Source organism: Bacillus sp. AFS037270 (assembly GCF_002585305.1).
In genome coordinates, this window is record NZ_NUNF01000011.1 from 24,793 (window position 1) to 48,485 (window position 23,693).

The 23,693-nt window shown below is 39.5% G+C and carries 25 protein-coding genes; all 25 read left to right on the forward strand.

All coding sequences use genetic code 11. The annotated features are described in order from the left end of the window. The first annotated feature begins 5 nt into the window (after window positions 1-5). Window positions 6-992, forward strand: a complete 987-nt coding sequence (gene ftsY / locus COD92_RS05350; RefSeq protein ID WP_098528740.1) for a signal recognition particle-docking protein FtsY — start codon at window positions 6-8, stop codon at window positions 990-992. 99 nt (window positions 993-1,091) lie between these two features. Next, window positions 1,092-1,424 carry a putative DNA-binding protein gene (locus tag COD92_RS05355; RefSeq protein WP_098528860.1) on the forward strand — a complete coding sequence of 111 codons (333 nt, stop codon included), beginning with the start codon at window positions 1,092-1,094 and terminating at the stop codon, window positions 1,422-1,424. A 12-nt stretch (window positions 1,425-1,436) separates the two neighbouring features. Next, on the forward strand, window positions 1,437-2,786 hold the full coding sequence (gene ffh / locus COD92_RS05360; RefSeq protein ID WP_098528739.1) for a signal recognition particle protein: 1,350 nt from the start codon (window positions 1,437-1,439) through the stop codon (window positions 2,784-2,786). Between the two features lie 109 nt (window positions 2,787-2,895). Next, window positions 2,896-3,168 (forward strand): 30S ribosomal protein S16, encoded by a 273-nt coding sequence (rpsP, locus tag COD92_RS05365; RefSeq protein WP_098528737.1) that lies wholly within the window; start codon window positions 2,896-2,898, stop codon window positions 3,166-3,168. Window positions 3,169-3,182: 14 nt separating this feature from the next. After that, complete coding sequence (locus COD92_RS05370) at window positions 3,183-3,413, forward strand: KH domain-containing protein (RefSeq protein WP_098528735.1); 231 nt, start codon at window positions 3,183-3,185, stop codon at window positions 3,411-3,413. Between the two features lie 252 nt (window positions 3,414-3,665). Beyond that, window positions 3,666-4,052, forward strand: a complete 387-nt coding sequence (locus COD92_RS05375; protein WP_098528733.1) for a YlqD family protein — start codon at window positions 3,666-3,668, stop codon at window positions 4,050-4,052. A gap of 13 nt (window positions 4,053-4,065) precedes the next feature. Beyond that, entirely contained in the window at window positions 4,066-4,584 is a 519-nt protein-coding gene (gene rimM, locus COD92_RS05380; RefSeq protein ID WP_098528732.1) for a ribosome maturation factor RimM, read from the forward strand. Further along, window positions 4,584-5,324 (forward strand): tRNA (guanosine(37)-N1)-methyltransferase TrmD, encoded by a 741-nt coding sequence (trmD, locus tag COD92_RS05385; protein ID WP_176541120.1) that lies wholly within the window; start codon window positions 4,584-4,586, stop codon window positions 5,322-5,324. Before rimM ends, trmD begins: the two co-directional genes overlap by 1 nt. Window positions 5,325-5,469: 145 nt before the next feature. Beyond that, on the forward strand, window positions 5,470-5,814 hold the full coding sequence (gene rplS / locus COD92_RS05390; protein WP_098528730.1) for a 50S ribosomal protein L19: 345 nt from the start codon (window positions 5,470-5,472) through the stop codon (window positions 5,812-5,814). A 213-nt stretch (window positions 5,815-6,027) separates the two neighbouring features. Beyond that, the gene (gene lepB / locus COD92_RS05395; RefSeq protein ID WP_098528728.1) at window positions 6,028-6,591 is read left to right on the forward strand and encodes a signal peptidase I; all 564 of its coding nucleotides are present in this window, start codon (window positions 6,028-6,030) and stop codon (window positions 6,589-6,591) included. Window positions 6,592-6,618: 27 nt separating this feature from the next. Then, window positions 6,619-7,494 carry a ribosome biogenesis GTPase YlqF gene (ylqF, locus tag COD92_RS05400; RefSeq protein ID WP_098528726.1) on the forward strand — a complete coding sequence of 292 codons (876 nt, stop codon included), beginning with the start codon at window positions 6,619-6,621 and terminating at the stop codon, window positions 7,492-7,494. A gap of 164 nt (window positions 7,495-7,658) precedes the next feature. Continuing rightward, a complete protein-coding gene (locus COD92_RS05405) occupies window positions 7,659-8,438 on the forward strand; it encodes a ribonuclease HII (RefSeq protein WP_098528724.1) in 780 nt (259 codons plus the stop codon). A gap of 213 nt (window positions 8,439-8,651) precedes the next feature. Continuing rightward, window positions 8,652-9,812: an ADP-forming succinate--CoA ligase subunit beta gene (sucC, locus tag COD92_RS05410; RefSeq protein ID WP_098528722.1), complete on the forward strand. Its 1,161-nt coding sequence runs from the start codon at window positions 8,652-8,654 to the stop codon at window positions 9,810-9,812. Window positions 9,813-9,835: 23 nt separating this feature from the next. Beyond that, a complete protein-coding gene (gene sucD, locus COD92_RS05415) occupies window positions 9,836-10,738 on the forward strand; it encodes a succinate--CoA ligase subunit alpha (protein WP_098528721.1) in 903 nt (300 codons plus the stop codon). A 97-nt stretch (window positions 10,739-10,835) separates the two neighbouring features. Further along, entirely contained in the window at window positions 10,836-11,735 is a 900-nt protein-coding gene (dprA, locus tag COD92_RS05420; RefSeq protein ID WP_098528719.1) for a DNA-processing protein DprA, read from the forward strand. A 341-nt stretch (window positions 11,736-12,076) separates the two neighbouring features. Then, complete coding sequence (gene topA, locus COD92_RS05425) at window positions 12,077-14,158, forward strand: type I DNA topoisomerase (protein WP_098528718.1); 2,082 nt, start codon at window positions 12,077-12,079, stop codon at window positions 14,156-14,158. Between the two features lie 415 nt (window positions 14,159-14,573). Next, window positions 14,574-15,881: an FADH(2)-oxidizing methylenetetrahydrofolate--tRNA-(uracil(54)-C(5))-methyltransferase TrmFO gene (gene trmFO, locus COD92_RS05430; RefSeq protein WP_098995909.1), complete on the forward strand. Its 1,308-nt coding sequence runs from the start codon at window positions 14,574-14,576 to the stop codon at window positions 15,879-15,881. Between the two features lie 262 nt (window positions 15,882-16,143). Further along, on the forward strand, window positions 16,144-16,686 hold the full coding sequence (hslV, locus tag COD92_RS05435; protein WP_098528714.1) for an ATP-dependent protease subunit HslV: 543 nt from the start codon (window positions 16,144-16,146) through the stop codon (window positions 16,684-16,686). A 19-nt stretch (window positions 16,687-16,705) separates the two neighbouring features. After that, window positions 16,706-18,109, forward strand: coding sequence for an ATP-dependent protease ATPase subunit HslU (gene hslU, locus COD92_RS05440; protein WP_098528712.1), 1,404 nt, complete (start codon window positions 16,706-16,708; stop codon window positions 18,107-18,109). A gap of 108 nt (window positions 18,110-18,217) precedes the next feature. After that, window positions 18,218-18,997 carry a GTP-sensing pleiotropic transcriptional regulator CodY gene (gene codY, locus COD92_RS05445; protein WP_098528710.1) on the forward strand — a complete coding sequence of 260 codons (780 nt, stop codon included), beginning with the start codon at window positions 18,218-18,220 and terminating at the stop codon, window positions 18,995-18,997. A 201-nt stretch (window positions 18,998-19,198) separates the two neighbouring features. Next, complete coding sequence (rpsB, locus tag COD92_RS05450; RefSeq protein ID WP_098528709.1) at window positions 19,199-19,903, forward strand: 30S ribosomal protein S2; 705 nt, start codon at window positions 19,199-19,201, stop codon at window positions 19,901-19,903. A gap of 126 nt (window positions 19,904-20,029) precedes the next feature. Then, a complete protein-coding gene (gene tsf / locus COD92_RS05455; RefSeq protein WP_098528707.1) occupies window positions 20,030-20,914 on the forward strand; it encodes a translation elongation factor Ts in 885 nt (294 codons plus the stop codon). A 324-nt stretch (window positions 20,915-21,238) separates the two neighbouring features. Then, window positions 21,239-21,964, forward strand: a complete 726-nt coding sequence (pyrH, locus tag COD92_RS05460) for a UMP kinase (RefSeq protein ID WP_098528706.1) — start codon at window positions 21,239-21,241, stop codon at window positions 21,962-21,964. Beyond that, window positions 21,964-22,521: a ribosome recycling factor gene (gene frr / locus COD92_RS05465; RefSeq protein WP_098528704.1), complete on the forward strand. Its 558-nt coding sequence runs from the start codon at window positions 21,964-21,966 to the stop codon at window positions 22,519-22,521. Before pyrH ends, frr begins: the two co-directional genes overlap by 1 nt. A gap of 367 nt (window positions 22,522-22,888) precedes the next feature. Further along, window positions 22,889-23,665: an undecaprenyl pyrophosphate synthase gene (locus tag COD92_RS05470; RefSeq protein WP_098528700.1), complete on the forward strand. Its 777-nt coding sequence runs from the start codon at window positions 22,889-22,891 to the stop codon at window positions 23,663-23,665. Window positions 23,666-23,693: the final 28 nt, after the last annotated feature.

Sequence of the window (23,693 nt, forward strand, 5' to 3'; positions counted from 1 at the left end):
AAAACATGAGTTTTTTTAAAAAATTAAAAGAAAAAATTTCAAATTCTACGGATTCTGTAACCGAAAAGTTTAGGGAAGGATTGACCAAAACACGAGACAGTTTTTCCGGGAAAGTAAATGATTTAGTTGCCAGGTACCGTAAAGTTGATGAAGATTTTTTTGAAGAATTAGAGGAAATTTTAATTCAGGCTGATGTCGGTTTCGATACTGTCATGCAGTTAATTGATGAGCTCAAGCTGGAAGTAAAACGCCGTAATATTCAAGACCCGCGAGAGGTGCAGAGTGTAATCTCTGAAAAGCTTGTCGACATTTATAATGCTGGTGAAGAACAATCCTCGAAATTAAACATCCAGCAGGATGGGCTTACCGTCTTTTTATTTGTTGGTGTCAATGGAGTTGGGAAAACGACTACGATTGGCAAACTCGGTCATAAGTTTAAGAGTGAAGGTAAGAAAGTATTGATGGCTGCAGGTGATACGTTCCGTGCCGGTGCCATTGAACAGCTCGAGGTTTGGGGCGAAAGAGTTGGAGTAGAAGTTATTAAGCAAGCAGAGGGTTCTGACCCAGCAGCGGTTATGTATGATGCCATTCAAGCAGCTAAATCACGCCATGCGGATATTTTATTGTGTGACACAGCAGGCCGTCTGCAAAATAAAGTAAACTTAATGAAAGAGTTAGAGAAGGTGAAACGGGTTATCGAACGTGAGATACCTGGTGCTCCCCATGAGGTAATTCTTGTACTTGATGCAACAACCGGTCAGAATGCTCTCATCCAGGCGAAAACATTTAAAGAAGCAACTAATGTCAGTGGGATTGTCCTGTCAAAATTGGATGGTACCGCAAAGGGCGGGATCGTTCTGGCAATTCGCAATGAATTAAAAATTCCTGTTAAATTTGTCGGTCTGGGCGAAAAAATGGATGATCTGCAAGAATTTGATGCAGAAAAATATGTGTACGGGCTATTTGCTGATCAAGTAGAAAAATCAGAATAGGTTGTAAAGGTATTATCTTGACAGATACGACACGACCCTGTAAACTACTTTTGTAAAGGCTTTTCACTTAACATTAGTATTGGAGGGAATAGCGGCATGATGCTTGAAAAGACAACGCGAATGAATTATCTATATGATTTCTACTATTCGCTGTTAACTCCAAAGCAACAAAGCTATATGTCTCTCTATTATTTAGATGATTACTCTCTGGGAGAGATTGCTGAAGAGTATGATGTCAGCAGACAAGCTGTTTATGATAATATAAAACGGACAGAAGCAATGCTCGAGGAGTATGAGGAAAAGCTGTTATTACTTCAGAAATTTCAAAAGCGTACGAGACTTATCAGGGACATGAAAGAATTGCTTATTGAGGAGTATCCAACAAAAACAGCATTGTTAAAAACAATTGCTGAGCTTGAGAAATTAGATTAGGAGGCGGCATAAATGGCGTTTGAAGGATTAGCCGACCGACTGCAAAATACAATCCAAAAAATCCGCGGAAAAGGGAAAGTCACTGAAGCGGACGTCAAAGAAATGATGCGTGAAGTGCGTCTTGCCCTACTAGAAGCAGACGTTAACTTCAAGGTAGTCAAAGATTTTGTCAAAAAAGTCAGTGAGCGGGCTGTAGGACAAGAGGTTCTCAAGAGTTTAACTCCGGGGCAGCAGATCATTAAAATCGTTAACGAGGAACTAACTGAGTTAATGGGGGGCGAACAAAGCAAGATTGCCGCTTCTAATCGTCCACCGACGGTTATTATGATGGTTGGTCTGCAAGGTGCCGGTAAAACAACGACAACGGGAAAGCTGTCACTGTTACTTCGTAAAAAGTATAACCGTAATCCTTTGCTTGTCGCAGCTGATATTTATCGTCCTGCGGCGATCAAGCAGCTTCAAACCCTGGGTAAACAATTGGATATGCCTGTGTTCTCGCTGGGGGATCAAGTGAGCCCTGTCGAGATTGCCAAGCAAGCGATTTTAAAAGCTAAAGAAGAGCATCATGACTATGTTTTGATTGATACCGCCGGACGTCTTCATGTGGATGAGGCTTTAATGGACGAGCTTAAGGACATTAAAGAATTAACCAAACCGGACGAAATCTTCCTTGTTGTCGATGCGATGACCGGACAGGACGCAGTCAATGTGGCACAAAGTTTTAATGAACAGCTTGGCTTAACTGGTGTGGTTCTAACGAAGCTTGATGGCGATACTCGAGGCGGGGCAGCCCTGTCTATTCGCGCCGTTACGCAGACACCGATTAAGTTTGTCGGTCTTGGCGAAAAAATGGATGCGTTGGAGCCGTTTCATCCTGAACGAATGGCTTCGAGAATTCTGGGTATGGGTGATGTGCTGACGCTCATTGAAAAGGCACAAGCCAATGTGGACGAACAAAAGGCAAAAGAGTTAGAGCAAAAAATGCGGACGGCTTCGTTTACGCTAGAGGACTTTTTAGATCAGCTTGGTCAAGTAAGAAACTTAGGACCACTGGATGAATTGTTAAAGATGATGCCTGGGGCTAATAAAATCAAGGGCTTGAATAATATTCAAATCGATGAAAAGCAAATTGCCCATGTGGAAGCGATAATCCAATCGATGACAAAGCTTGAGAAAAATAATCCAGAAATTCTAAATGCCAGCCGTAAGAAGAGAATTTCCAAAGGAAGCGGACGTCCAGTAACCGAAATTAACCGTCTATTAAAGCAGTTCGAAGACATGAAGAAGATGATGAAGCAAATGTCCGGAATGCAGATGAAAGGCAAGAAAAAGGGCGGATTTAAGTTTCCTTTTAAGTTTTAAGTTGAGAAAAATTGGTAATAATGGTTGTAAAGAAAAAACACTTTACAAACTATAAAAGAATTGATATTATACTATCTTGTGTGAAACTATTCGGAGGTGCTTATTTAAAATGGCAGTAAAAATTCGTTTAAAGCGTATGGGAGCTAAGAAAACTCCTTTCTATCGTATTGTAGTAGCAGATTCTCGTTCACCACGTGACGGACGTTACATTGAAATCGTTGGAACTTACAATCCAGTTGCAGAACCAGCTAAAGTTGACATCAACGAAGAATTAGCTCTTAAATGGTTAAAAGACGGTGCGAAGCCATCTGATACAGTTCGTAACCTTTTCTCAAGCCAAGGCATCATGGAGAAATTCCATAATGCAAAATTAAACAAGTAATTGTTTGAACGATTATGAAACAATTAATCGAAACGATTGTTAAGCCTCTTGTTGATTTTCCCGAAGATGTTCAAGTGGATGTCTTAGAGGATGAAACCCGTGTTACTTATCAGTTAACCGTAAATAAGACGGATATGGGAAAAGTAATCGGTAAACAGGGGCGCGTTGCAAAGGCCATTAGAACTGTTGTTTATGCAGCAGGATCATCACAACAAAAGAAAATTTTTCTAGAAATTGGTGAATAGCTTTTTGCATCTAGATAAAAGGGAGGGAGTCATTCCTCCCTTTTTTGCTATCAGAAAAGCGAAAGCGTCTTACTAGGAGATGAAGGACAATCCGGTCTGAACCCAAGGAAGTTCTGTCTTCCATAAAGAGATGAAGGATATTCCGTCCCAAGTCTAAGGAGTTTTTGTCCTTCATAAGGACGACCTCTAGCCCTAGGCGCTGGACATATACAATTCTCAACGTTCATAATGAACAAAGGGAGGCGGATCTTTATGCAGCTGATTCAAACTGTTGTGGTGAAGCAGGTATTAACGGAAAAAAGCAAGGAAGAGCTTTACGAAAAGTTCCAAGGGAGAATGCTGCAGTTGAAAAAGGAAAGCGAACAACTTTTATTTGAACAAAAGCGATTGGAAAAAACAAAAAACTTTTCTTCTGAGGCACTAAAGAAAAAATTTGAAACTGAAATTAGAATGCGCAAAGAAAAAATAAAGCTTCTTGAGTTTCAAATGGAACAATTACATAACCTACCACTAGGCAGTGAAATACATGAAAGAGAAGTTCAGGCCCTCGTAGAAGTAAATGTTGGAGACCAATGGGACAATAGTGTTGGACAATCTACTATTATTATCGAGGACGGAATAATTAAGGAAATAAGATAGAAGGTGAAGTTAGATGGAAAAATGGTTTAATGTTGGAAAAATCGTCAATACACAGGGTATTAAAGGCGAGGTTCGAGTGGTATCTAAAACAGATTTTCCCGAAAAACGATACAAGGTCGGGAATGTCCTCTTTTTATTTATGCCAAACTCGAAAAAACCGATTGAACTAACGGTAAAAAGCCACCGGACACATAAGAATTTCGAGTTACTTACATTTGAGGGATACAACAATATTAATGATGTGGAGAAATTCAAAGAGGGGATTTTAAAAGTACCTGAATCACAGCTCGGAGAATTAGAAGAAGACGAATTCTATTATCATGAAATAATCGGCTGCCTGGTTGCGACTACTCAGGGAGAGGAAATCGGTAAAGTAACGGAAATTCTTTCGCCTGGAGCAAATGACGTATGGGTTGTTAAAGGAAAAGGTGGCAAAGAAATCCTAATCCCTTATATTCAAGATGTAGTAAAGAAAGTAGATGTAAAAGAACAAGTCATCCTTATTGATCCAATGGAAGGGTTACTTTCATGATGCAAATCGATATCCTGACATTATTTCCGGAAATGTTTTCTGGAGTCTTCGGTCATTCTATTTTACAAAAAGCCGCAGAGAAATCTGCGGTTCAGTATAATGTCGTAAACTTCCGTGATTATGCAGATAACAAACACTCCACTGTGGATGATTATCCATATGGCGGCGGGGCCGGTATGGTTCTTAAACCGCAGCCGATTTTTGACGCTGTAGCGTCTCTTAGAGAACAAGCAGATAGTAAAAATCCAAGGGTTATCCTGCTTTGTCCGCAAGGAGAACGCTACGAGCAGCGAAAAGCAGAGGAGTTAGCTAAAGAAGAGCATTTGATCTTTATTTGCGGTCATTATGAGGGCTATGATGAACGGATCAGGGAACATGTCGTAACAGACGAAATATCGATTGGCGATTATGTTTTAACTGGTGGTGAACTAGGCGCAATGGTAGTAGTGGATAGTGTCGTCCGTCTGCTGCCAGAAGTACTAGGGAATGAAGAGTCTCATCTGAAAGATTCTTTTAGTACAGGATTACTAGAACATCCCCACTATACGAGACCAGCGGATTTCCGGGGTTTAAAGGTTCCTGATGTCCTGCTGTCAGGTAATCATAAACTAATCGAAGAATGGCGGAATAAAGAGGCGTTACGCCGGACGCTTTTAAGAAGACCTGATTTATTAGATAAAATTGAACTGACAGCTGAACAGGAAAAATGGCTGAAAGAAGTAAAAAAAGATTACGAGTAATATTGCAGGCTCGTTATAATTATGTTATGATACTTCTTGTGACTCAGAACTGATGGTTTTCAGATTGTGGTCTTATAACGATGTTCCGCTGCAAGATAATCGAAAGTAGATTTGTAAGAGCATCTGTTGGAAGGAGTTGAAAACGATGCAACAATTAATTAAAGAAATCACACAAGAACAACTTCGTACTGATCTTCCTAGCTTCCGTCCTGGTGACACTGTACGTGTACACGTTAAGGTTGTCGAGGGTACTCGTGAGCGTATTCAGTTATTTGAAGGTGTAGTGATTAAGCGTCGTGGTGGTGGAATTAGCGAAACTTTCACAGTTCGTAAAGTTTCTTACGGAGTAGGCGTTGAGCGTACTTTCCCAGTACACACACCAAAAATTGCGAAGCTTGAAGTAATTCGCCGCGGTAAAGTTCGCCGTGCTAAGCTTTACTACTTGCGTAACCTTCGCGGTAAAAAAGCTAGAATTAAAGAGATTCGATAATATGAAAAAGAAAAAGGGCTTGCTCGAGCAGGCTCTTTTTTTATACATAACATTAAAATTCATGGTAAATGTGTATCGAATTGCATCATTTTGCTGATCTTTAACCAAAATATTAAAGTTTGGTTAAAAAAATCATCCCATCGTGTTAAATAAGTTTAACTTATGTAAAATAGGCTTTATAAAACATTTTTAATAGTGATTGGTGGGGAATGTATGACTAAAAAGAAAAATGAGCTATGGGAATGGACAAAAGCGTTATTGATTGCGGTAGCATTAGCTGCGGTCATTCGATATTTTCTTTTTGCTCCTATTGTTGTGGACGGGCTTTCCATGATGCCGACATTAAAAGACCAAGACAGAATGATTGTTAATAAATTTAGTTACAACATCGGGGAGCCAAAGCGTTTTGATATCATCGTTTTTCACGCCCCGGAAGGGAAGGATTACATAAAACGTGTAATTGGTCTCCCAGGTGATACGCTTGAGTATAAGGATGATGTTTTATATATAAATGGAAAAGCGTATAAAGAGCCATATTTGGATGAATATAAGAAACAAGTAGAAGATGGTCCACTTACAGGTTCATTCACGCTAGAAGAAAAAATTGGCCGTAAAACAGTTCCAAAAGGTGAATTGTTTGTGATGGGTGATAACCGCCGCTTTAGTAAGGATTCAAGACATATCGGAACCGTTCCGATGAGTAAAGTCATCGGGAAAACGAGTGTTGTCTATTGGCCTCTAAAGGATGCTCACATTGTTACGGTAAATGGAGAATAGTTCAAGCTTTTAAAAGGAGGTGGCACTTTGACGATCCAATGGTTTCCAGGCCATATGGCCAAGGCTCGCAGAGAGGTCACGGAAAAGTTAAAGCTGGTTGATATTATTTTTGAATTGGTGGATGCGAGAATACCATATTCCTCAAGGAATCCGATGATAGATGAAATTATCCAGCATAAACCAAGACTAGTCTTGTTAAATAAAGCGGATATGGCCGATAAAGAAGTGACAAGAGAATGGATAGCTTACTTTGCTGAAAAGGGAATAAAAGCATTGGCAATCAATTCTCAAGCGGGCGAAGGAATGAAGAATATTGTCCAAGCTTCAAACGAAATTCTAAAAGAAAAGTTTGATCGGTTAAAGGCAAGAGGTGTAAAACCACGAGCCATTCGCGCCATGATTGTAGGAATTCCAAATGCAGGCAAGTCTACACTTATTAATCGTTTGGCAAAGAAAAACATCGCAAAAACGGGAAATACTCCTGGTGTAACCAAGTCACAGCAATGGATAAAAGTAGGGAAAGAATTGGAACTGCTCGATACACCCGGAATCCTATGGCCTAAATTTGAGGACCAAGAAGTTGGGATGAAACTGGCGATCACAGGGGCAATCAAGGATACTTTATTAAATCTTCAGGATCTGACCGTGTACTCGCTGCGCTTTTTAGATAAGGCCTATCCAGAACGATTAAAGGAACGCTACAAGCTAACAGAGATACCTGAGGATGTAGTAGCATTATTTGACCATATTGGAACGCTTAGGGGCTGTTTAATGGGCGGAGGTATGGTTGACTACGATAAAGTAGCTGAGTTAGTAATTAGAGAAATGCGCTCAGAAAAATTCGGTCCATTATCTTTTGAACGCCCAAAAGATGTACCAGCATCTGTGAAAAATAACTCATAAAATAAGCTCTCCTTTGGAGGGCTTGATTTTTTTAATTTGGCTCTGTTAAACGATATTGTTGTTTTTTGATAATCTATTGATTGGGAGCGGAAAGCGCGCTTCTTTCGCTGCAATCAACAGCCAAATTTAACAGAGCCTTTAATTTATAGACAAGGTGACTACATATGAAGAAACTTTCAATTGCCCAAATAGAAGAAAAACTCGCTGCTATTTTAGAAGAAAATGATTCTTTTATTGTTGAACTTCAAACCGATGAGCGAAAAGGTGTTCAGCAATGCTTGGCCAAGTGGAAAAAACAAAAAGAGCAAGAAAAACTCCTTCGAGAAAAGTTTATTGAAATGAATCATTTTGAACGAAAGGTCCGTGCTCAAGGCTTTAATCTCATTGCCGGTGTGGACGAGGTTGGCAGAGGCCCGCTCGCAGGTCCGGTTACAGCTGCTGCCGTTATTTTACCTGAGGGCTTTTTCCTAGCGGGCATTGATGATTCAAAGAAATTAACTGAAAAAAAACGGCAGGAATTTGCTGCCATTATTAGACAAGAAGCACTAGCCTATAATGTGGCGATGATTCATGCCGATGAAATTGATGAAATTAATATTTATGAAGCCACTAAAAAAGCAATGAAAGCAGCAATTGTCTCCCTTCAACCAAAACCTGATTATTTATTGATAGATGCAATGAAGCTTGACACCCCGTATCCTACAGAATCCATCATCAAGGGTGACGCAAAAAGCATCTCGATTGCAGCAGCTTCTATCGTTGCAAAGGTAGCAAGAGATGAGTACATGAAGGAGCTAGCGATTAACTACCCTGTCTATGGTTTTCAGCAAAACATGGGATATGGAACAAAAGAGCACCTTCAAGCAATCAAAAAGCACGGCATAACACCCTATCATCGAAAAAGTTTTGCCCCTGTTAAGGACTATACCAACATAATAATGTAAAAGTAAAAACAGGTCTTTGCCTGTTTTTTTTATTATTGTAAGAAATAATAAAAAGGAGTGAAAACCTAATGAAATCGCTTTCTATCTTGTTTACTTTTCTGAATATTTTAAAGACGAATATAATTTTAGTATTTAAAGGTAGACAAGGTTTCCATCATTATATAAAATGAAAACGGAGTCAATTTTTTGAAGAGTTTGATAGGAGGATGGGAAATGAATATCCATGAGTATCAAGGGAAAGAGATCCTCAAGCAATTCGGGGTAACTGTTCCAAACGGAAAAGTGGCATTCACGGTTGAAGAAGCGGTCGAAGCTGCTAAAGAACTAGGAACACAAGTATGTGTAGTAAAAGCGCAAATCCATGCAGGCGGACGGGGAAAAGCTGGTGGTGTAAAAGTTGCGAAAAACCTTGAAGAGGTTCGTACATATGCAAGTGAAATTCTAGGAAAAACCCTGGTAACACACCAAACTGGTCCTGAGGGTAAAGAAGTAAAACGCCTCCTAATTGAAGAAGGCTGCGACATTAAAAAAGAATACTATGTTGGTTTAGTATTAGACCGTGCGACTTCACGTGTTGTTTTAATGGCATCTGAAGAAGGCGGTACGGAAATAGAAGAAGTAGCGGCTAAAACGCCTGAGAAAATTTTTAAAGAAGAAATCGACCCTGCTATTGGATTACAGCCATTCCAAGCACGTCGCATTGCCTTTAATATTAATATTCCAAATGAGTTAGTTAATCAAGCCGTTAAATTCATGATGGGCTTATATAATGCTTATATTGAAAAAGATTGTTCAATTGCCGAAATTAACCCATTGGTGGTAACTGGTGACGGTCAGGTCATGGCATTAGATGCAAAACTAAACTTTGACTCAAATGCACTATACCGTCAAAAAGATGTATTGGCATATCGTGACCTAGAAGAAGAAGATGCCAAAGAAATTGAAGCATCTAAATATGATTTAAGCTATATTGCCTTAGATGGAAATATCGGCTGTATGGTAAATGGTGCGGGCCTTGCGATGGCTACGATGGATATCGTTAAACATTATGGCGGTGATCCGGCTAACTTCCTTGATGTTGGGGGCGGCGCAACAGCTGAAAAAGTTACAGAAGCATTCAAAATTATCCTTTCAGATCCAAATGTAAAAGGTATTTTTGTTAATATCTTTGGTGGAATCATGAAGTGTGATGTCATTGCTGAGGGTGTTGTGGAAGCAGCTAAGCAGGTTGGACTATCGGTTCCGCTTGTTGTTCGTTTAGAAGGAACAAATGTTGACTTAGGTAAGAAAATTCTTGCTGAGTCAAGCGTTGAAATTATTGCTGCTGAATCTATGGCTGACGGTGCACAAAAAATCGTTTCATTAGTTAAATAGGATCGAAAGAAAGGGGAATTCACGTGAGCGTTTTTATTAATAAAGATACAAAAGTTATTGTTCAAGGAATCACTGGCGGAACCGCCCGTTTCCATACGAAGCAAATGCTTGAATACGGTACGAAAATTGTCGGCGGAACTTCACCGGGTAAGGCCGGTCAGGAAGTTGAAGGAGTACCTGTTTTTAATACAGTAAGAGATGCTGTTGAATCGACAGGCGCAAATGCTTCTGTAATCTACGTTCCTGCTCCATTTGCAGCCGACTCTATTATTGAAGCGGTTGATGCAGAACTAGATCTAGTTATTTGTATTACTGAACATATTCCTGTTTTGGACATGGTAAAAGTCAAGCGTTACATGGAAGGCAAAAAGACTCGTTTAGTAGGTCCAAACTGCCCTGGTGTAATTACGGCTGATGAATGTAAAATTGGGATTATGCCTGGTTATATTCATACAAAAGGCCATGTCGGTGTTGTTTCCCGTTCTGGTACCTTAACCTATGAGGCTGTTCATCAATTAACACAAGCGGGTATCGGTCAAACGACAGCTGTCGGAATCGGCGGAGACCCTGTAAATGGAACAAACTTCATTGATGTATTAAAAGCATTTAATGAAGATCCTGAAACATATGCTGTTATCATGATTGGTGAAATTGGCGGTACAGCTGAGGAAGAAGCGGCCGAATGGGTGAAAGCTAATATGACCAAGCCTGTAGTCGGCTTCATTGGTGGTCGTACTGCACCTCCAGGAAAAAGAATGGGACACGCAGGTGCCATCATTTCCGGCGGAAAAGGTACAGCTGATGAAAAGATTCGCATCATGAACGAATGCGGAATTAAAGTAGCTGACACTCCTTCCGTTATGGGTGAAACTTTAATCGAAGTATTAAAAGAACAGGGTCTTTACGAAAAGTGTAAAACACACTAAAACAGATTAATTTATACAACTAAGTATTAACAGATAGTCCCTCAAATATTGAGGGACTATTTATCATAAGATTAATAAAATGGAGGTTTTTATAATTATGGATATGTTTAAAGAAAAATTTATTCATTTACTGCACTACCCCGACATTTCCTGGAATACCGTCTATCAATTACTGAAAAAAGACCCCTCACTCCAGTCTATTTACCAAGCATCGAAATCTAGCATTCCTCCTAATCCAACTCTACCGAATATTCACCAAATGTCTTCTTCATTAACCTTTCCTACTAATCCAACTGAAATGATTCATGAACAAATTCGTCAATATAAGACCAATGATATTGCTGTAATAACGATTTTTGATAAAGAGTATCCCCAATCTTTAAAAGAAATATATCAACCTCCTTGGGCCTTGTATGCAAAAGGTGACTTATCTCTTTTAGAAAAAGAACCGAAGCTTGCTGTTGTTGGATCCCGACAAGCCACACCATACGGCAAAAATGCAATCCGACACATCTTTCCTGAGTTAATAAATCATGATATCCTGATTGTCAGCGGCCTAGCAATGGGAATTGATTCCCTTGCCCATGAAGAGACAATAAAATTGGGAGGAAGGACGATTGCCGTTATTGCCGGAGGTTTATATCATATCTATCCAAAAGAAAATATTCCCCTCGCTGTTAATATGATGCAAATGCAGCTGGTCCTCTCGGAATATCCCCCTGATACCAAGCCGCTTAGGTGGCACTTTCCTGCCCGAAATCGAATTATTAGCGGATTATCCGCCGGAACGTTTATTATAGAAGCAAAGCGGAAAAGTGGGTCGCTGATTACCGCTAATTATGCCGTTCATGAAGGACGCGACGTATTTTCATTGCCGGGAAGCATTTTTAGTCCCTGCTCTGGAGGTACGAATGAATTAATCCAGCAAGGTGCAAAACTAGTTACAAGTGCAAAGGACATTTTGGAAGAATTAAAATATATACCCCATATCGATTAATAAAATCTACCCTTTTAGCAGGTATTTTCGCATAAATGGAGAAATTACCTAAAAAAGGTTGCAAAAATATCTAATATGTTATACATTTTCCAACAGATGTTAAAATACTTACTAAGGCATCAATTTTAAAAAAAATGAATAGAATAAAAAAATCTAAATACTATGTAAATTACTATATAGGTTAAAAATTTTGGGATAAGGCAGTTTTGTAAAGTATTTTCTCCAGTTAAATGTGTAAAAACTGGAATTTAGGAAAACTTCTCAAATAGTAAGCATCTTAGAATCAGGCTTTTGCCGTATTCAAGGCGCTTTTACACTTTCCCTCTTAAGGAGGATATAGAATGGCAGCAGAATTTCTAGTAATTGTTGAATCGCCTGCTAAAGCAAAAACAATAGAACGCTATTTAGGAAATAAGTATAAAGTAAAAGCTTCTATGGGGCATGTACGAGATTTGCCGCGCAGTCAAATGGGAGTAAACGTGGAAAATAGTTTTGAACCAAAATATATTACCATTCGTGGGAAGGGTCCTGTATTAAAGGAATTAAAAACAGCGGCCAAAAAGGCTAAGAAAGTCTATCTCGCGGCCGACCCGGATCGTGAGGGGGAAGCAATAGCCTGGCATTTAGCTCATAGTTTAGATGTCGATATTCATTCGGACTGCCGTGTAGTTTTTAATGAGATTACCAAGGATGCTATTAAAGAATCCTTTAAACATCCGCGCCCGATTAATATGGACCTTGTGGATGCTCAGCAAGCCCGAAGGATTTTAGACCGTTTAGTCGGCTACAACATCAGCCCGCTGTTTTGGAAAAAAGTGAAAAAAGGCTTAAGTGCCGGTCGAGTTCAATCTGTGGCTGTCCGCTTAATTATCGACCGTGAAAAAGAAATCAAAGATTTTACCCCTGAAGAATATTGGACAATTGAAGGCGAGTTCTTAAAGGGAAAGGATCAATTTAGTGGAGCTTTCTATTCTTTAGTAGGACAAGAAAAAATTGAATTAAAGTCCGAAGCTGATGTTCAAGAAGTATTGAAGCAAATGAAGGATAACAAATTTGAGGTCGTCTCTGTGACTAAAAAGGAACGCCGCAGAAATCCGGCCCCGCCTTTTATTACTTCGTCCCTTCAGCAAGAAGCAGCAAGAAAGCTAAATTTCCGTGCCAAGAAAACAATGATGTTAGCCCAGCAGCTGTATGAAGGGATTGAGCTTGGAAAGGAAGGTACGGTGGGTCTCATTACATATATGAGAACCGACTCCACCCGGATTTCAGATCTAGCTCAAGGAGAGGCTGCGAGCTATATCAAAGCAGAATTCGGAGAAGAGTATCTGAAGAATGACCAAAGAAAAGAAAAAAAGCAAACAAATGCTCAGGATGCCCACGAAGCGATACGGCCAACGAGTACAATAAGAGAACCTAACAGTTTAAAAGAATTTCTGTCCCGTGACCAGCTGCGATTATACAAGCTGATTTGGGAGCGGTTCCTTGCCAGTCAAATGGCTCAGGCCGTCATGGATACCATGAGTGTTGATCTGCAAAATGGCAATGTTATATTCCGGGCAACTGGCTCTAAGATTAAGTTTCCAGGCTTTATGAAAGTCTATGTAGAGGGCACAGATGACCAAGTGGATGGTCCGAATAAAATGCTTCCTGACCTTAAAGAAGGGGATGAGGTGTTTAAGAAGGATATCGATCCTAAACAGCATTTCACTCAGCCGCCGCCGCGTTATACGGAAGCAAGACTAGTAAAAACACTTGAAGAGCTGGGGATTGGTCGCCCGTCTACATTTGCACCAACTTTGGATACAATCCAAAAGCGGGGCTATGTGACATTGGATAATAAACGTTTTATACCAACAGAACTAGGCGAAATTGTCCATGAATTAATGGTTGAGTTCTTCCCAGAGATTCTTGATGTCGAATTCACGGTCAAAATGGAGCAGGGTTTAGATAATGTTGAAGAAGGAAAAGTCAGCTGGGTTCAAGTTATTGATGAATTTTACCGTGATTTCGAAATACATTTAGAAAAGGCCGAAAAAGAAATGCAGTCCGTCGAAATTAAAGATGAGCCGGCCGGTGAAGATTGTGAAAACTGTGGCAGCCCAATGGTATTCAAAATGGGCCGATACGGAAAATTCATGGCGTGCAGTAATTTTCCTGACTGCCGGAATACTAAAGCAATTGTTAAAGAAATTGGTGTAACTTGTCCAACTTGTAAAGAGGGGCAAATAATCGAACGGAAGAGTAAGAAAAGACGATTGTTTTACGGCTGTACGAATTATCCGAACTGTGAATTTATCTCATGGGATAAGCCGCTGCCAAGACCATGCCCGAAATGTGAAGGTATGCTGGTAGAAAAGAAATTAAAAAAGGGCGTTCAAGTTCAGTGTGTTACTTGCGATTATAAGGAAGAGCCGCAAAGCTAAGAGTGGGGTAACTCCCACTCTTTTATTGTGAAGTAAAAAATATAAAACGACTTTAAAAAATGTCCAGCTGCAGCGCCTAGAGGCTCGAAGGTCTACAGCCAATCCGTCAAGAAGGCTAAAGAGCAGCCTTCTCGCCTGTTCGTCTTATGCCTGGCTACAGAAATGCTGTCGCATTCTGTACGCATTAAGGGAGATTAATCTCTGGCTTCGCTAAGCTTGCCAGAGATAAATCTCCCTATATCGCCTCTGTTCAAGGCGCTTCCGCTTTTCTAGTAAACAAAAAACTTTTTTGTTCTTCATTCGTATAGTACAATGCAAGATGGACTTATTCTGAGGGTAAGGTATATTTATAGTACTTTTTAATCCAAAATGGTTACTAGGATAAATTTTGAAAGGAAATTGAGGAGGTACTTAATTGAAAGATTTAACAATAAATGTGATTGGTGCTGGTTTAGCCGGGAGTGAAGCCGCATGGCAGATAGCTAAACGCGGTGTAAAAGTAAAGCTTTATGAAATGCGCCCGGTAAAGCAGACACCTGCGCATCATACCGATAAATTTGCCGAATTAGTGTGCAGTAATTCACTAAGGGCCAATACCTTAACAAATGCCGTCGGGGTATTAAAAGAAGAAATGCGAAAACTAGATTCGGTCATTATCGCTGCTGCTGATGCTTGCTCTGTTCCGGCAGGAGGAGCATTGGCGGTCGACCGTCACGAGTTCGCAGCAAAAGTAACAGAGATGGTTAAAAATCATGAAAATGTAACGGTCATCAATGAAGAAGTGACAGAGATTCCTGGGGGTCCAACGGTTATCGCAACAGGACCGCTTACGAGTGAAGCACTATCCGAACAGCTACAGAGTTTGACAGGAGAAGACTATCTTTATTTTTATGATGCAGCAGCACCTATCTTAGAAAAAGACAGTATTAATATGGACAAGGTTTATTTAAAATCCAGATATGATAAAGGTGAAGCAGCTTATTTAAATTGCCCGATGACAGAAGAGGAATTTAATACGTTCTATGAGGCCCTTGTTTCTGCTGAAACTGCCCCTACAAAGGAATTTGAAAAGGAAGTCTTTTTTGAAGGCTGTATGCCAATCGAAGTAATGGCGGCTAGAGGGAAGAAAACGATGTTATTTGGTCCACTTAAACCTGTAGGTCTAGAAGATCCAAAAACAGGAAAAAGGCCATTTGCGGTAGTGCAGCTTCGCCAGGATGATGCTGCTGGTACACTTTTCAATATTGTCGGATTTCAGACACATTTAAAGTGGGGGGCGCAAAAGGAAGTTATTCGTCTAATCCCTGGTCTTGAAAATGCTGAGATTGTTCGATATGGAGTAATGCACCGGAACACGTTTATAAATTCGCCTAAGGTCCTAAAGGCAACTTATCAATTCCGAAACCGAGAAGATTTATTTTTTGCCGGGCAAATGACAGGTGTTGAAGGGTATGTTGAATCAGCAGCAAGCGGCTTAATTGCCGGGATTAATGCAACTCGGTTTGTAATGGGAGACGAGACAGTTGAGTTTCCTGCCGAAACAGCGATTGGCAGTATGGCACGTTATATCACAACTGCTAATCCTGACAATTTTCAGCCGATGAATGCGAATTTTGGTCTATTTCCGGAACTGCCAGTGAAAATAAAAGGAAAGCAGGATAGAAATCTACAGCACGCTAATCGTGCGCTAGAAACAATTCAGAACTTTGTGAAAGTTTTGTAAAATTGTTGCAAGGGCTATAGAAGTATGTTACGATTTATTAGCCCTTGTCAGTTTAAATAGTATGTTAATTGTGAATGTTTTATTAAACATATTTGCTGGGTGTTTACAAATAGTAAGCAATTCAGCAAAATGACAATTGAACCATTAATAACTTGATTTCAGTGATTTCGTTTTTCTCGTTAATAAGAGGGATTTGAGAACCCAACTATTACATACTACTTGACTTTTAAACAGAAATTACTCCAAGAGGAGGAAGAATTAAATGAATCAATTCCATGCGACTACTATATTTGCAATTCACCATAACGGCGAATGCTCCATGTCCGGTGACGGTCAGGTGACTTTTGGCAATGCAGTTGTGATGAAACACACTGCCAAGAAAGTAAGGAAGATATTTAATGGTAAGGTATTGGCGGGTTTCGCTGGTTCTGTTGCAGATGCGTTTACTCTTTTTGAATTGTTTGAAGGAAAGTTAGAGGAATATAACGGAAATCTTCAAAGAGCTGCAGTCGAGCTTGCTAAAGAATGGAGAAATGATAAGATGCTCCGCAAGTTGGAAGCGATGTTAATTGTCATGAATCGTGAAAGCTTGTTACTAGTCTCCGGAACCGGTGAAGTGATTGAACCTGACGACGGGATTCTCGCGATTGGCTCAGGAGGGAATTATGCATTGGCCGCCGGCCGTTCATTAAAGAAATATGCAGGAGAAAATTTATCTGCAAAAGAAATTGCAAAGGCTTCTTTAGAAATAGCTGCGGAAATATGTGTATATACCAACCACAACATTATCGTTGAAGAGCTGTAACGGGAAGGAGACGAAAAAAATGGTAAAAACAACGGATTTAACTCCCCGCCAAATAGTTGAAAGACTTGATCAATATATTATTGGACAAAAGGATGCAAAGAAAGCGGTTGCTGTGGCATTAAGAAACCGTTATAGAAGAGGTCTTTTAAATGATAAGCTTCGTGAAGAAATCATTCCAAAAAATATCTTGATGATAGGTCCAACAGGGGTAGGTAAAACGGAAATTGCCAGAAGGATGGCAAAGCTTGTCGGTGCTCCGTTTATTAAGGTGGAAGCGACTAAATTTACAGAAGTCGGTTATGTTGGCCGCGATGTAGAATCAATGGTTCGCGACCTTGCAGAAACCTCTGTTCGTTTAGTGAAAGAGGAGCGAATGCAAAGTGTGAAGGAACGAGCTGAAGAAAATGCAAACAGCAGGCTTGTTGATTTGCTTGTTCCATCCGCTAAAAAAGCAACGAACTATAAAAATCCACTTGAAATGTTATTCGGTGGAGGGAATTCTTCTTCTGAACCGGACACACAGCAGGATGATTTTTCTGCTCAGGAAAAACGGAAGATTGTCAAAGAGAAGCTTGCCCTCGGACAATTAGAAGATGAAATCGTAACTGTAGAAGTAGAAGAACAAGCACCTTCAATGTTCGATATGCTCCAGGGTTCAGGGATTGAACAAATGGGGATGAATATGCAGGATGCCCTTAGCAGTTTTATGCCGAAAAAGCGCAAGAAGAGAAAACTAACGGTTCATGAAGCAAGAAAGGTATTAACAAATGAAGAAGCTGCAAAGCTGATTGATATGGATGAAGTCTCATCAGAGGCAATCTACCGCGCAGAACAAACAGGCATTATCTTTATTGATGAAATTGATAAAATTGCCAGCAAAAATTCCGGTGGATCATCGGCAGATGTCTCTAGGGAAGGGGTTCAACGCGATATCCTGCCAGTGGTTGAGGGTTCTACAGTGGTTACGAAATACGGCTCAATTAAAACCGACCATATATTGTTTGTTGCCGCTGGAGCTTTCCATATTGCGAAACCTTCGGACCTAATTCCGGAGCTTCAAGGACGTTTTCCAATTCGTGTTGAACTTACAAAATTAACAGTGGAAGACTTCTTTAGGATTTTGATTGAACCAGATAATGCCTTAATTAAACAATATCAAGCATTATTGGAAACAGAAGGTATACAAATTGAATTTTCTGACGATGCTATTCGTAGAATCGCTGAAGTAGCATTCGAAGTGAATCAAAATACCGACAATATTGGGGCTAGACGTCTTCATACGATACTTGAAAAGCTGTTAGAGGATTTATCCTTTGAAGCACCTGATATCACAATGGAGAAAATTACCATTACGCCGCAGTATGTGGATGATAAGCTTGGGGCTATTTCTAAGAATAAAGATCTAAGCCAATTCATTCTTTAGGAATGCAGTTTTTTGAATTTTTCAGGAGATACCATTCTTAAATAATACTCATACAGAAATTGTTTTCAAAATTTAATAATGGTTGTAGTTACTAGGAGGAAGAAACAGATGGATTTACTTACAAAAACTAGACGTATTAATGTTTTACTACAGAAGGCAGCAGGCAAGCCTGTTAATTTCAAAGAAATGTCGGAAACGTTAAGTGAGACGATTGAGGCTAATGTATATATAGTAAGCCGCCGCGGGAAGCTTTTAGGATTTTCGATTTATCAGCAAATCGAAAATGAACGTATTAAGAAAATGTTTGAGGATCGTCAATTTCCTGAGGAATACTCAAAAGGCTTGTTTAATATCCAAGAAACTTCTTCAAACCTTGATATTGAAAGCCAATATACCGCCTTTCCTGTTGAAAACAGAGACTTATTTAAAGAAGGTTTAACAACAATTGTTCCGATTATTGGCGGCGGGGAAAGACTTGGTACATTAATTCTTGCTAGACTGCAAGAAAAATTCCATGATGATGACTTAATTCTTGCCGAATATGGTGCAACAGTTGTAGGTATGGAAATTTTACGTGAAAAGTCTGAAGAAATTGAAGAAGAAGCAAGAAGCAAAGCTGTTGTTCAAATGGCTATCAGTTCATTGTCTTATAGTGAACTAGAAGCGATTGAACATATTTTTGAAGAGCTAAATGGCCATGAAGGCTTGTTGGTTGCTTCAAAAATCGCAGACCGGGTTGGAATTACACGTTCAGTAATTGTCAATGCACTAAGAAAGCTTGAAAGTGCAGGCGTAATTGAGTCACGTTCACTAGGTATGAAAGGTACGTATATTAAGGTCCTAAATGACAAGTTTCTTGTGGAACTTGATAAATTAAGATCAAACTAAAGTATCTATCCCCAGTTTGCAAGAATTGGGGATTTTTAATTTTTAAAAAGTAGTTCTTGATTGTTATATTTACTTATGCTATATTATTTCATGGTGTTAATACACACGCTAGTTGATTTAAATAGATGGTGCTGAATATATCAGTTTCTATTTAAAAATGAGACGAGCGGAGGAAAACAAACCACTAGGAGGAAAAAACACATGTCAGTTATTTCAATGAAACAATTGCTTGAAGCTGGTGTACATTTCGGACACCAAACTCGCCGTTGGAACCCTAAGATGAAGAAATATATCTTCACTGAGCGTAACGGTATCTACATCATCGACCTTCAAAAAACAGTTAAAAAGGTTGAAGAAGCTTATAACTGGGTAAAAGATCTTGCTGGTAACGGCGGAACTATTCTTTTTGTTGGTACAAAGAAACAAGCTCAAGATTCTGTTAAAGAAGAAGCAGCTCGTTCTGGTATGTACTATGTTAACCAACGTTGGTTAGGTGGTACATTAACGAACTTTGAAACAATTCAAAAGCGTATTGGCCGCTTAAAAGATATTGAAAGAATGTCAGAAGACGGTACTTTTGAAGTATTACCTAAAAAAGAAGTTGTTCAACTTAAGAAAGAACAAGAACGTCTTGAAAAATTCCTAGGCGGAATTAAAGACATGAAACAACTTCCTGATGCACTTTTCATCATCGACCCTCGTAAAGAGCGTATCGCAGTTGCAGAAGCTAAAAAGTTAAACATTCCTATCGTAGGTATTGTTGATACTAACTGTGATCCAGATGAAATCGATGTTGTCATCCCAGCTAACGATGATGCAATCCGTGCGGTTAAACTATTAACTGGTAAAATGGCGGATGCGATTCTTGAAGCGAAACAAGGCGAAGAAGTAGCACAAGAAGCTTAAGATAGCGACTTTATTAAAAAGGTGATAAGGGAGACCCTTTATCACCTTTTTTTAAGAAATGTTTATCTTGAGTTTGAATGGCTAAAGATAAGAAATAGTACATAGATTAAAAGGAGGAAATTAAAAATGGCAGTTACTGCACAAATGGTAAAAGAACTTCGTGAAAAAACAGGCGCAGGCATGATGGACTGTAAAAAAGCACTTACAGCAACAGATGGTGATATGGACAAAGCAATCGATTTCTTGCGTGAAAAAGGGATTGCTAAAGCTGCTAATAAAGCAGACCGTATTGCTGCTGAAGGTTTAACTTCAGTAGTAACAGAAGGAAACGAGGCTGTTATCCTTGAAGTTAACTCTGAAACAGATTTCGTTGCAAAAAATGAAGCATTCCAAGCTCTAGTACAAGAACTTGCTGCACACTTACTAAAAAATAAACCAGCTACTGTTGAAGAAGCATCTGCTCAAACAATGGAAAATGGAGCAACTGTTGCTGACCACATCAACGCTGCTATCGCAAAAATCGGAGAAAAGCTTTCACTTCGCCGTTTTGCAATCGTATCTAAGACTGACAATGATGCTTTTGGTGCTTATCTCCACATGGGCGGTCGTATCAGCGTTTTAACAGTGCTTGAAGGCACTACTGATGATAGTGCAGCAAAAGATGTTTCTATGCATATCACTGCATTAAGACCAAAATATGTATCTCGTGACCAAGTTTCTGCAGAAGAAGTTGAGCATGAGCGTCAAGTTTTAACACAACAAGCACTTAACGAAGGCAAGCCAGAAAACATCGTAGCAAAAATGGTTGAAGGCCGTCTTGGTAAATACTTTGAAGATGTATGTCTTCTTGATCAAACTTTCGTTAAAAACCCTGATCAAAAGGTTCGCCAATTTGTTGAGTCTAAAGGCGCAACAGTTCGTGAATTCGTACGTTACGAAGTAGGCGAAGGTATTGAAAAGAAAGAAGACAACTTCGCTGAAGAAGTTATGAACCAAGTAAATAAAAAATAAGTCAAATATTCTCTTGCTTAAAAACAAATGCTTTAAGGGAATGTTACTATTATAGTTTTAAAAAAGGGGACACGGTGTGTTCCCTATTTTTAAAGGGAATTATATAATAATATCTAGCTCCAGCGCCTAGGGGCTCGAGGTCACAAGCCAATCCGCCCAAAAGGTAAAGAACAACCTTTCGGCCGGCTCGGCTTGTGCTTGGCTACATAAAGCTAACGCTTTATGTACGCATTAAGGGCGACTAAGCACTTATCAGTGCGAAATAGCCCTATATCGCCCCTGTTCAGGCGCTTACGCTTTAAAATAATACATACGGAGGTTTATATGAGCGGTCCTAAATACAAACGAGTGGTTTTAAAATTGAGTGGGGAAGCACTTGCTGGTGAGTCCAGTTTTGGAATTAAACCTTCTGTAATTAAATCTATTGCCGAGCAGGTAAAGGAAGTAGCAGAACTAGGCGTTGAAGTTGCCGTTGTTGTCGGCGGAGGTAATATTTGGCGCGGTAAGATCGGCAGTGAGATGGGTATGGACAGAGCAACAGCAGATTATATGGGAATGCTTGCAACCGTGATGAATTCTTTGGCGCTTCAGGATAGTTTAGAGCAATTAGGAATTCAATCACGTGTACAAACATCCATTGAAATGCGTCAGGTTGCTGAACCATATATCAGACGCAAGGCAATGAGACACCTAGAAAAAAATAGGGTTGTGATCTTTGCAGCAGGTACAGGTAATCCTTACTTCTCAACAGATACAACAGCAGCATTAAGGGCAGCGGAGATCGATGCGGAAGTGATCTTAATGGCTAAAAATAATGTTGATGGAGTTTATTCTGCAGACCCACGAATTGATCCTGCTGCCACTAAGTATGAAGATCTCACATTCTTGGATGTCATTAAGGAAGGCCTAGCAGTTATGGATTCAACTGCTTCTTCATTATGTATGGATAATGATATTCCATTGATTGTGTTCTCGATTATGGAACAAGGCAATATCAAAAAAGCCGTTATGGGTGAAAAAATTGGAACTATCGTTAGGGGGAAAAACTAATGCCTAAACAAGTCATTGCTTCAACAAAAGATCGTATGACAAAAGCTATTCAATCTTATACTCGTGAGCTTGCGAGCATTCGAGCCGGCCGCGCAAGTGCATCCTTGTTAGATCGTATTACGATTGACTATTATGGGGCGCCAACACCTGTGAATCAAATGGCGGGGATTACCACACCAGAAGCACGTTTACTAGTGATTCAGCCATATGACAAATCTATTCTTGGTGATATTGAAAAAGCAATCTTGAAATCTGATTTAGGTTTAAATCCGACTAATGATGGTACCGTAATTCGTATAGCGATTCCACAATTGACGGAAGAGCGACGCAAAGAACTTGTTAAGTTAGTAAAAAAAGAATCAGAAGAAGCAAAAGTAGCCATCCGTAACATTCGCCGTGATGGAAACGATGATTTGAAAAAGCTCGAGAAAAATGGTGAAATTACAGAAGATGCACTACGCGGCTATTCTGATGATATCCAAAAGCTTACCGATGAGTTTATTCAAAAAATTGACCAAATCACAAAAGATAAAGAAAAAGAAATTTTAGAAGTGTAACCAGATGTCTAGCTCAGGGCGCCTAGCCCCTCAAGTTAGTTTCGATTCTGCTAATGAAGTCAAAGAACAACTTCACCGTCAGAACCGAGGCGCTTGTCGGGGCTGACCAAGGCGCTTCCGCTTTTCTATCAAGACCCTCTTTATTAGGGGGTTTTTTCACTATTATTGGTGTGGTTTGATTGTCCCTTAATATTTTCTGAACATTATTCTTAATTCCTGTTATTTTACATAGGTTAATATTAGAGATATCTTTTAGGTTTTTTGGTATGATAGTATCATCTAACTGAAAAATCCTTTTACATATTTGGATATATGAATCCATGATTTATTATCGGAGGAAATGATTAATTAATTGAGGAGCAATGTTATGTTTAATAAATTTGGGCTTTGGAAGAAGCCAGCTAACTCTTCCACACTCCGAGATAAAATAGAAGAAATAAAAGAATCGCCTGTTCCTGAACATGTTGCCATTATAATGGACGGTAATGGGCGTTGGGCTAAAAAAAGAGCCTTACCGCGTATTGCAGGACATCACGAAGGCATGAAGGTCGTTCGTAAGACAACCATGCTGGCTAATAATCTCGGAATCAAGGCCTTAACCTTATATGCCTTTTCTACTGAGAACTGGAAACGCCCTAAAAATGAAGTGGAATATATTATGAAGCTTCCGGAAGAATTTTTAGGTACTTTTCTTCCTGAACTAATTGAGAATAATGTTCAAGTAAAAATGATGGGGTATAAACATCAACTGCCACTACATACACTCCGTGCTATCGAGAGAGCAGTCGAAGAAACAAAAGCTAATACTGGATTGGTTCTGAATTTTGCCTTGAATTATGGAAGCAGGGCGGAAATACTCGATGCTGTAAAACATATTATAAATGATAGCAAAAATGGAATACTGAAGGAGACGGAACTTAACGAAAAAGTCTTTTCCTCTTATTTAATGAGTTCTGATTTTCAAGATCCTGACCTGCTAATTCGAACAAGTGGTGAAATTCGCTTAAGTAACTTTATGCTTTGGCAATTAGCTTACTCGGAATTCTGGTTTACAGAAGTTTTATGGCCTGATTTTAATGAGGAATATTTCCTTGAAGCGATCGAGGCCTATCAAAAACGTCAGCGCAGGTTTGGCGGAATCTAAAATATACCTCTCTTTAAGAACATAAAAG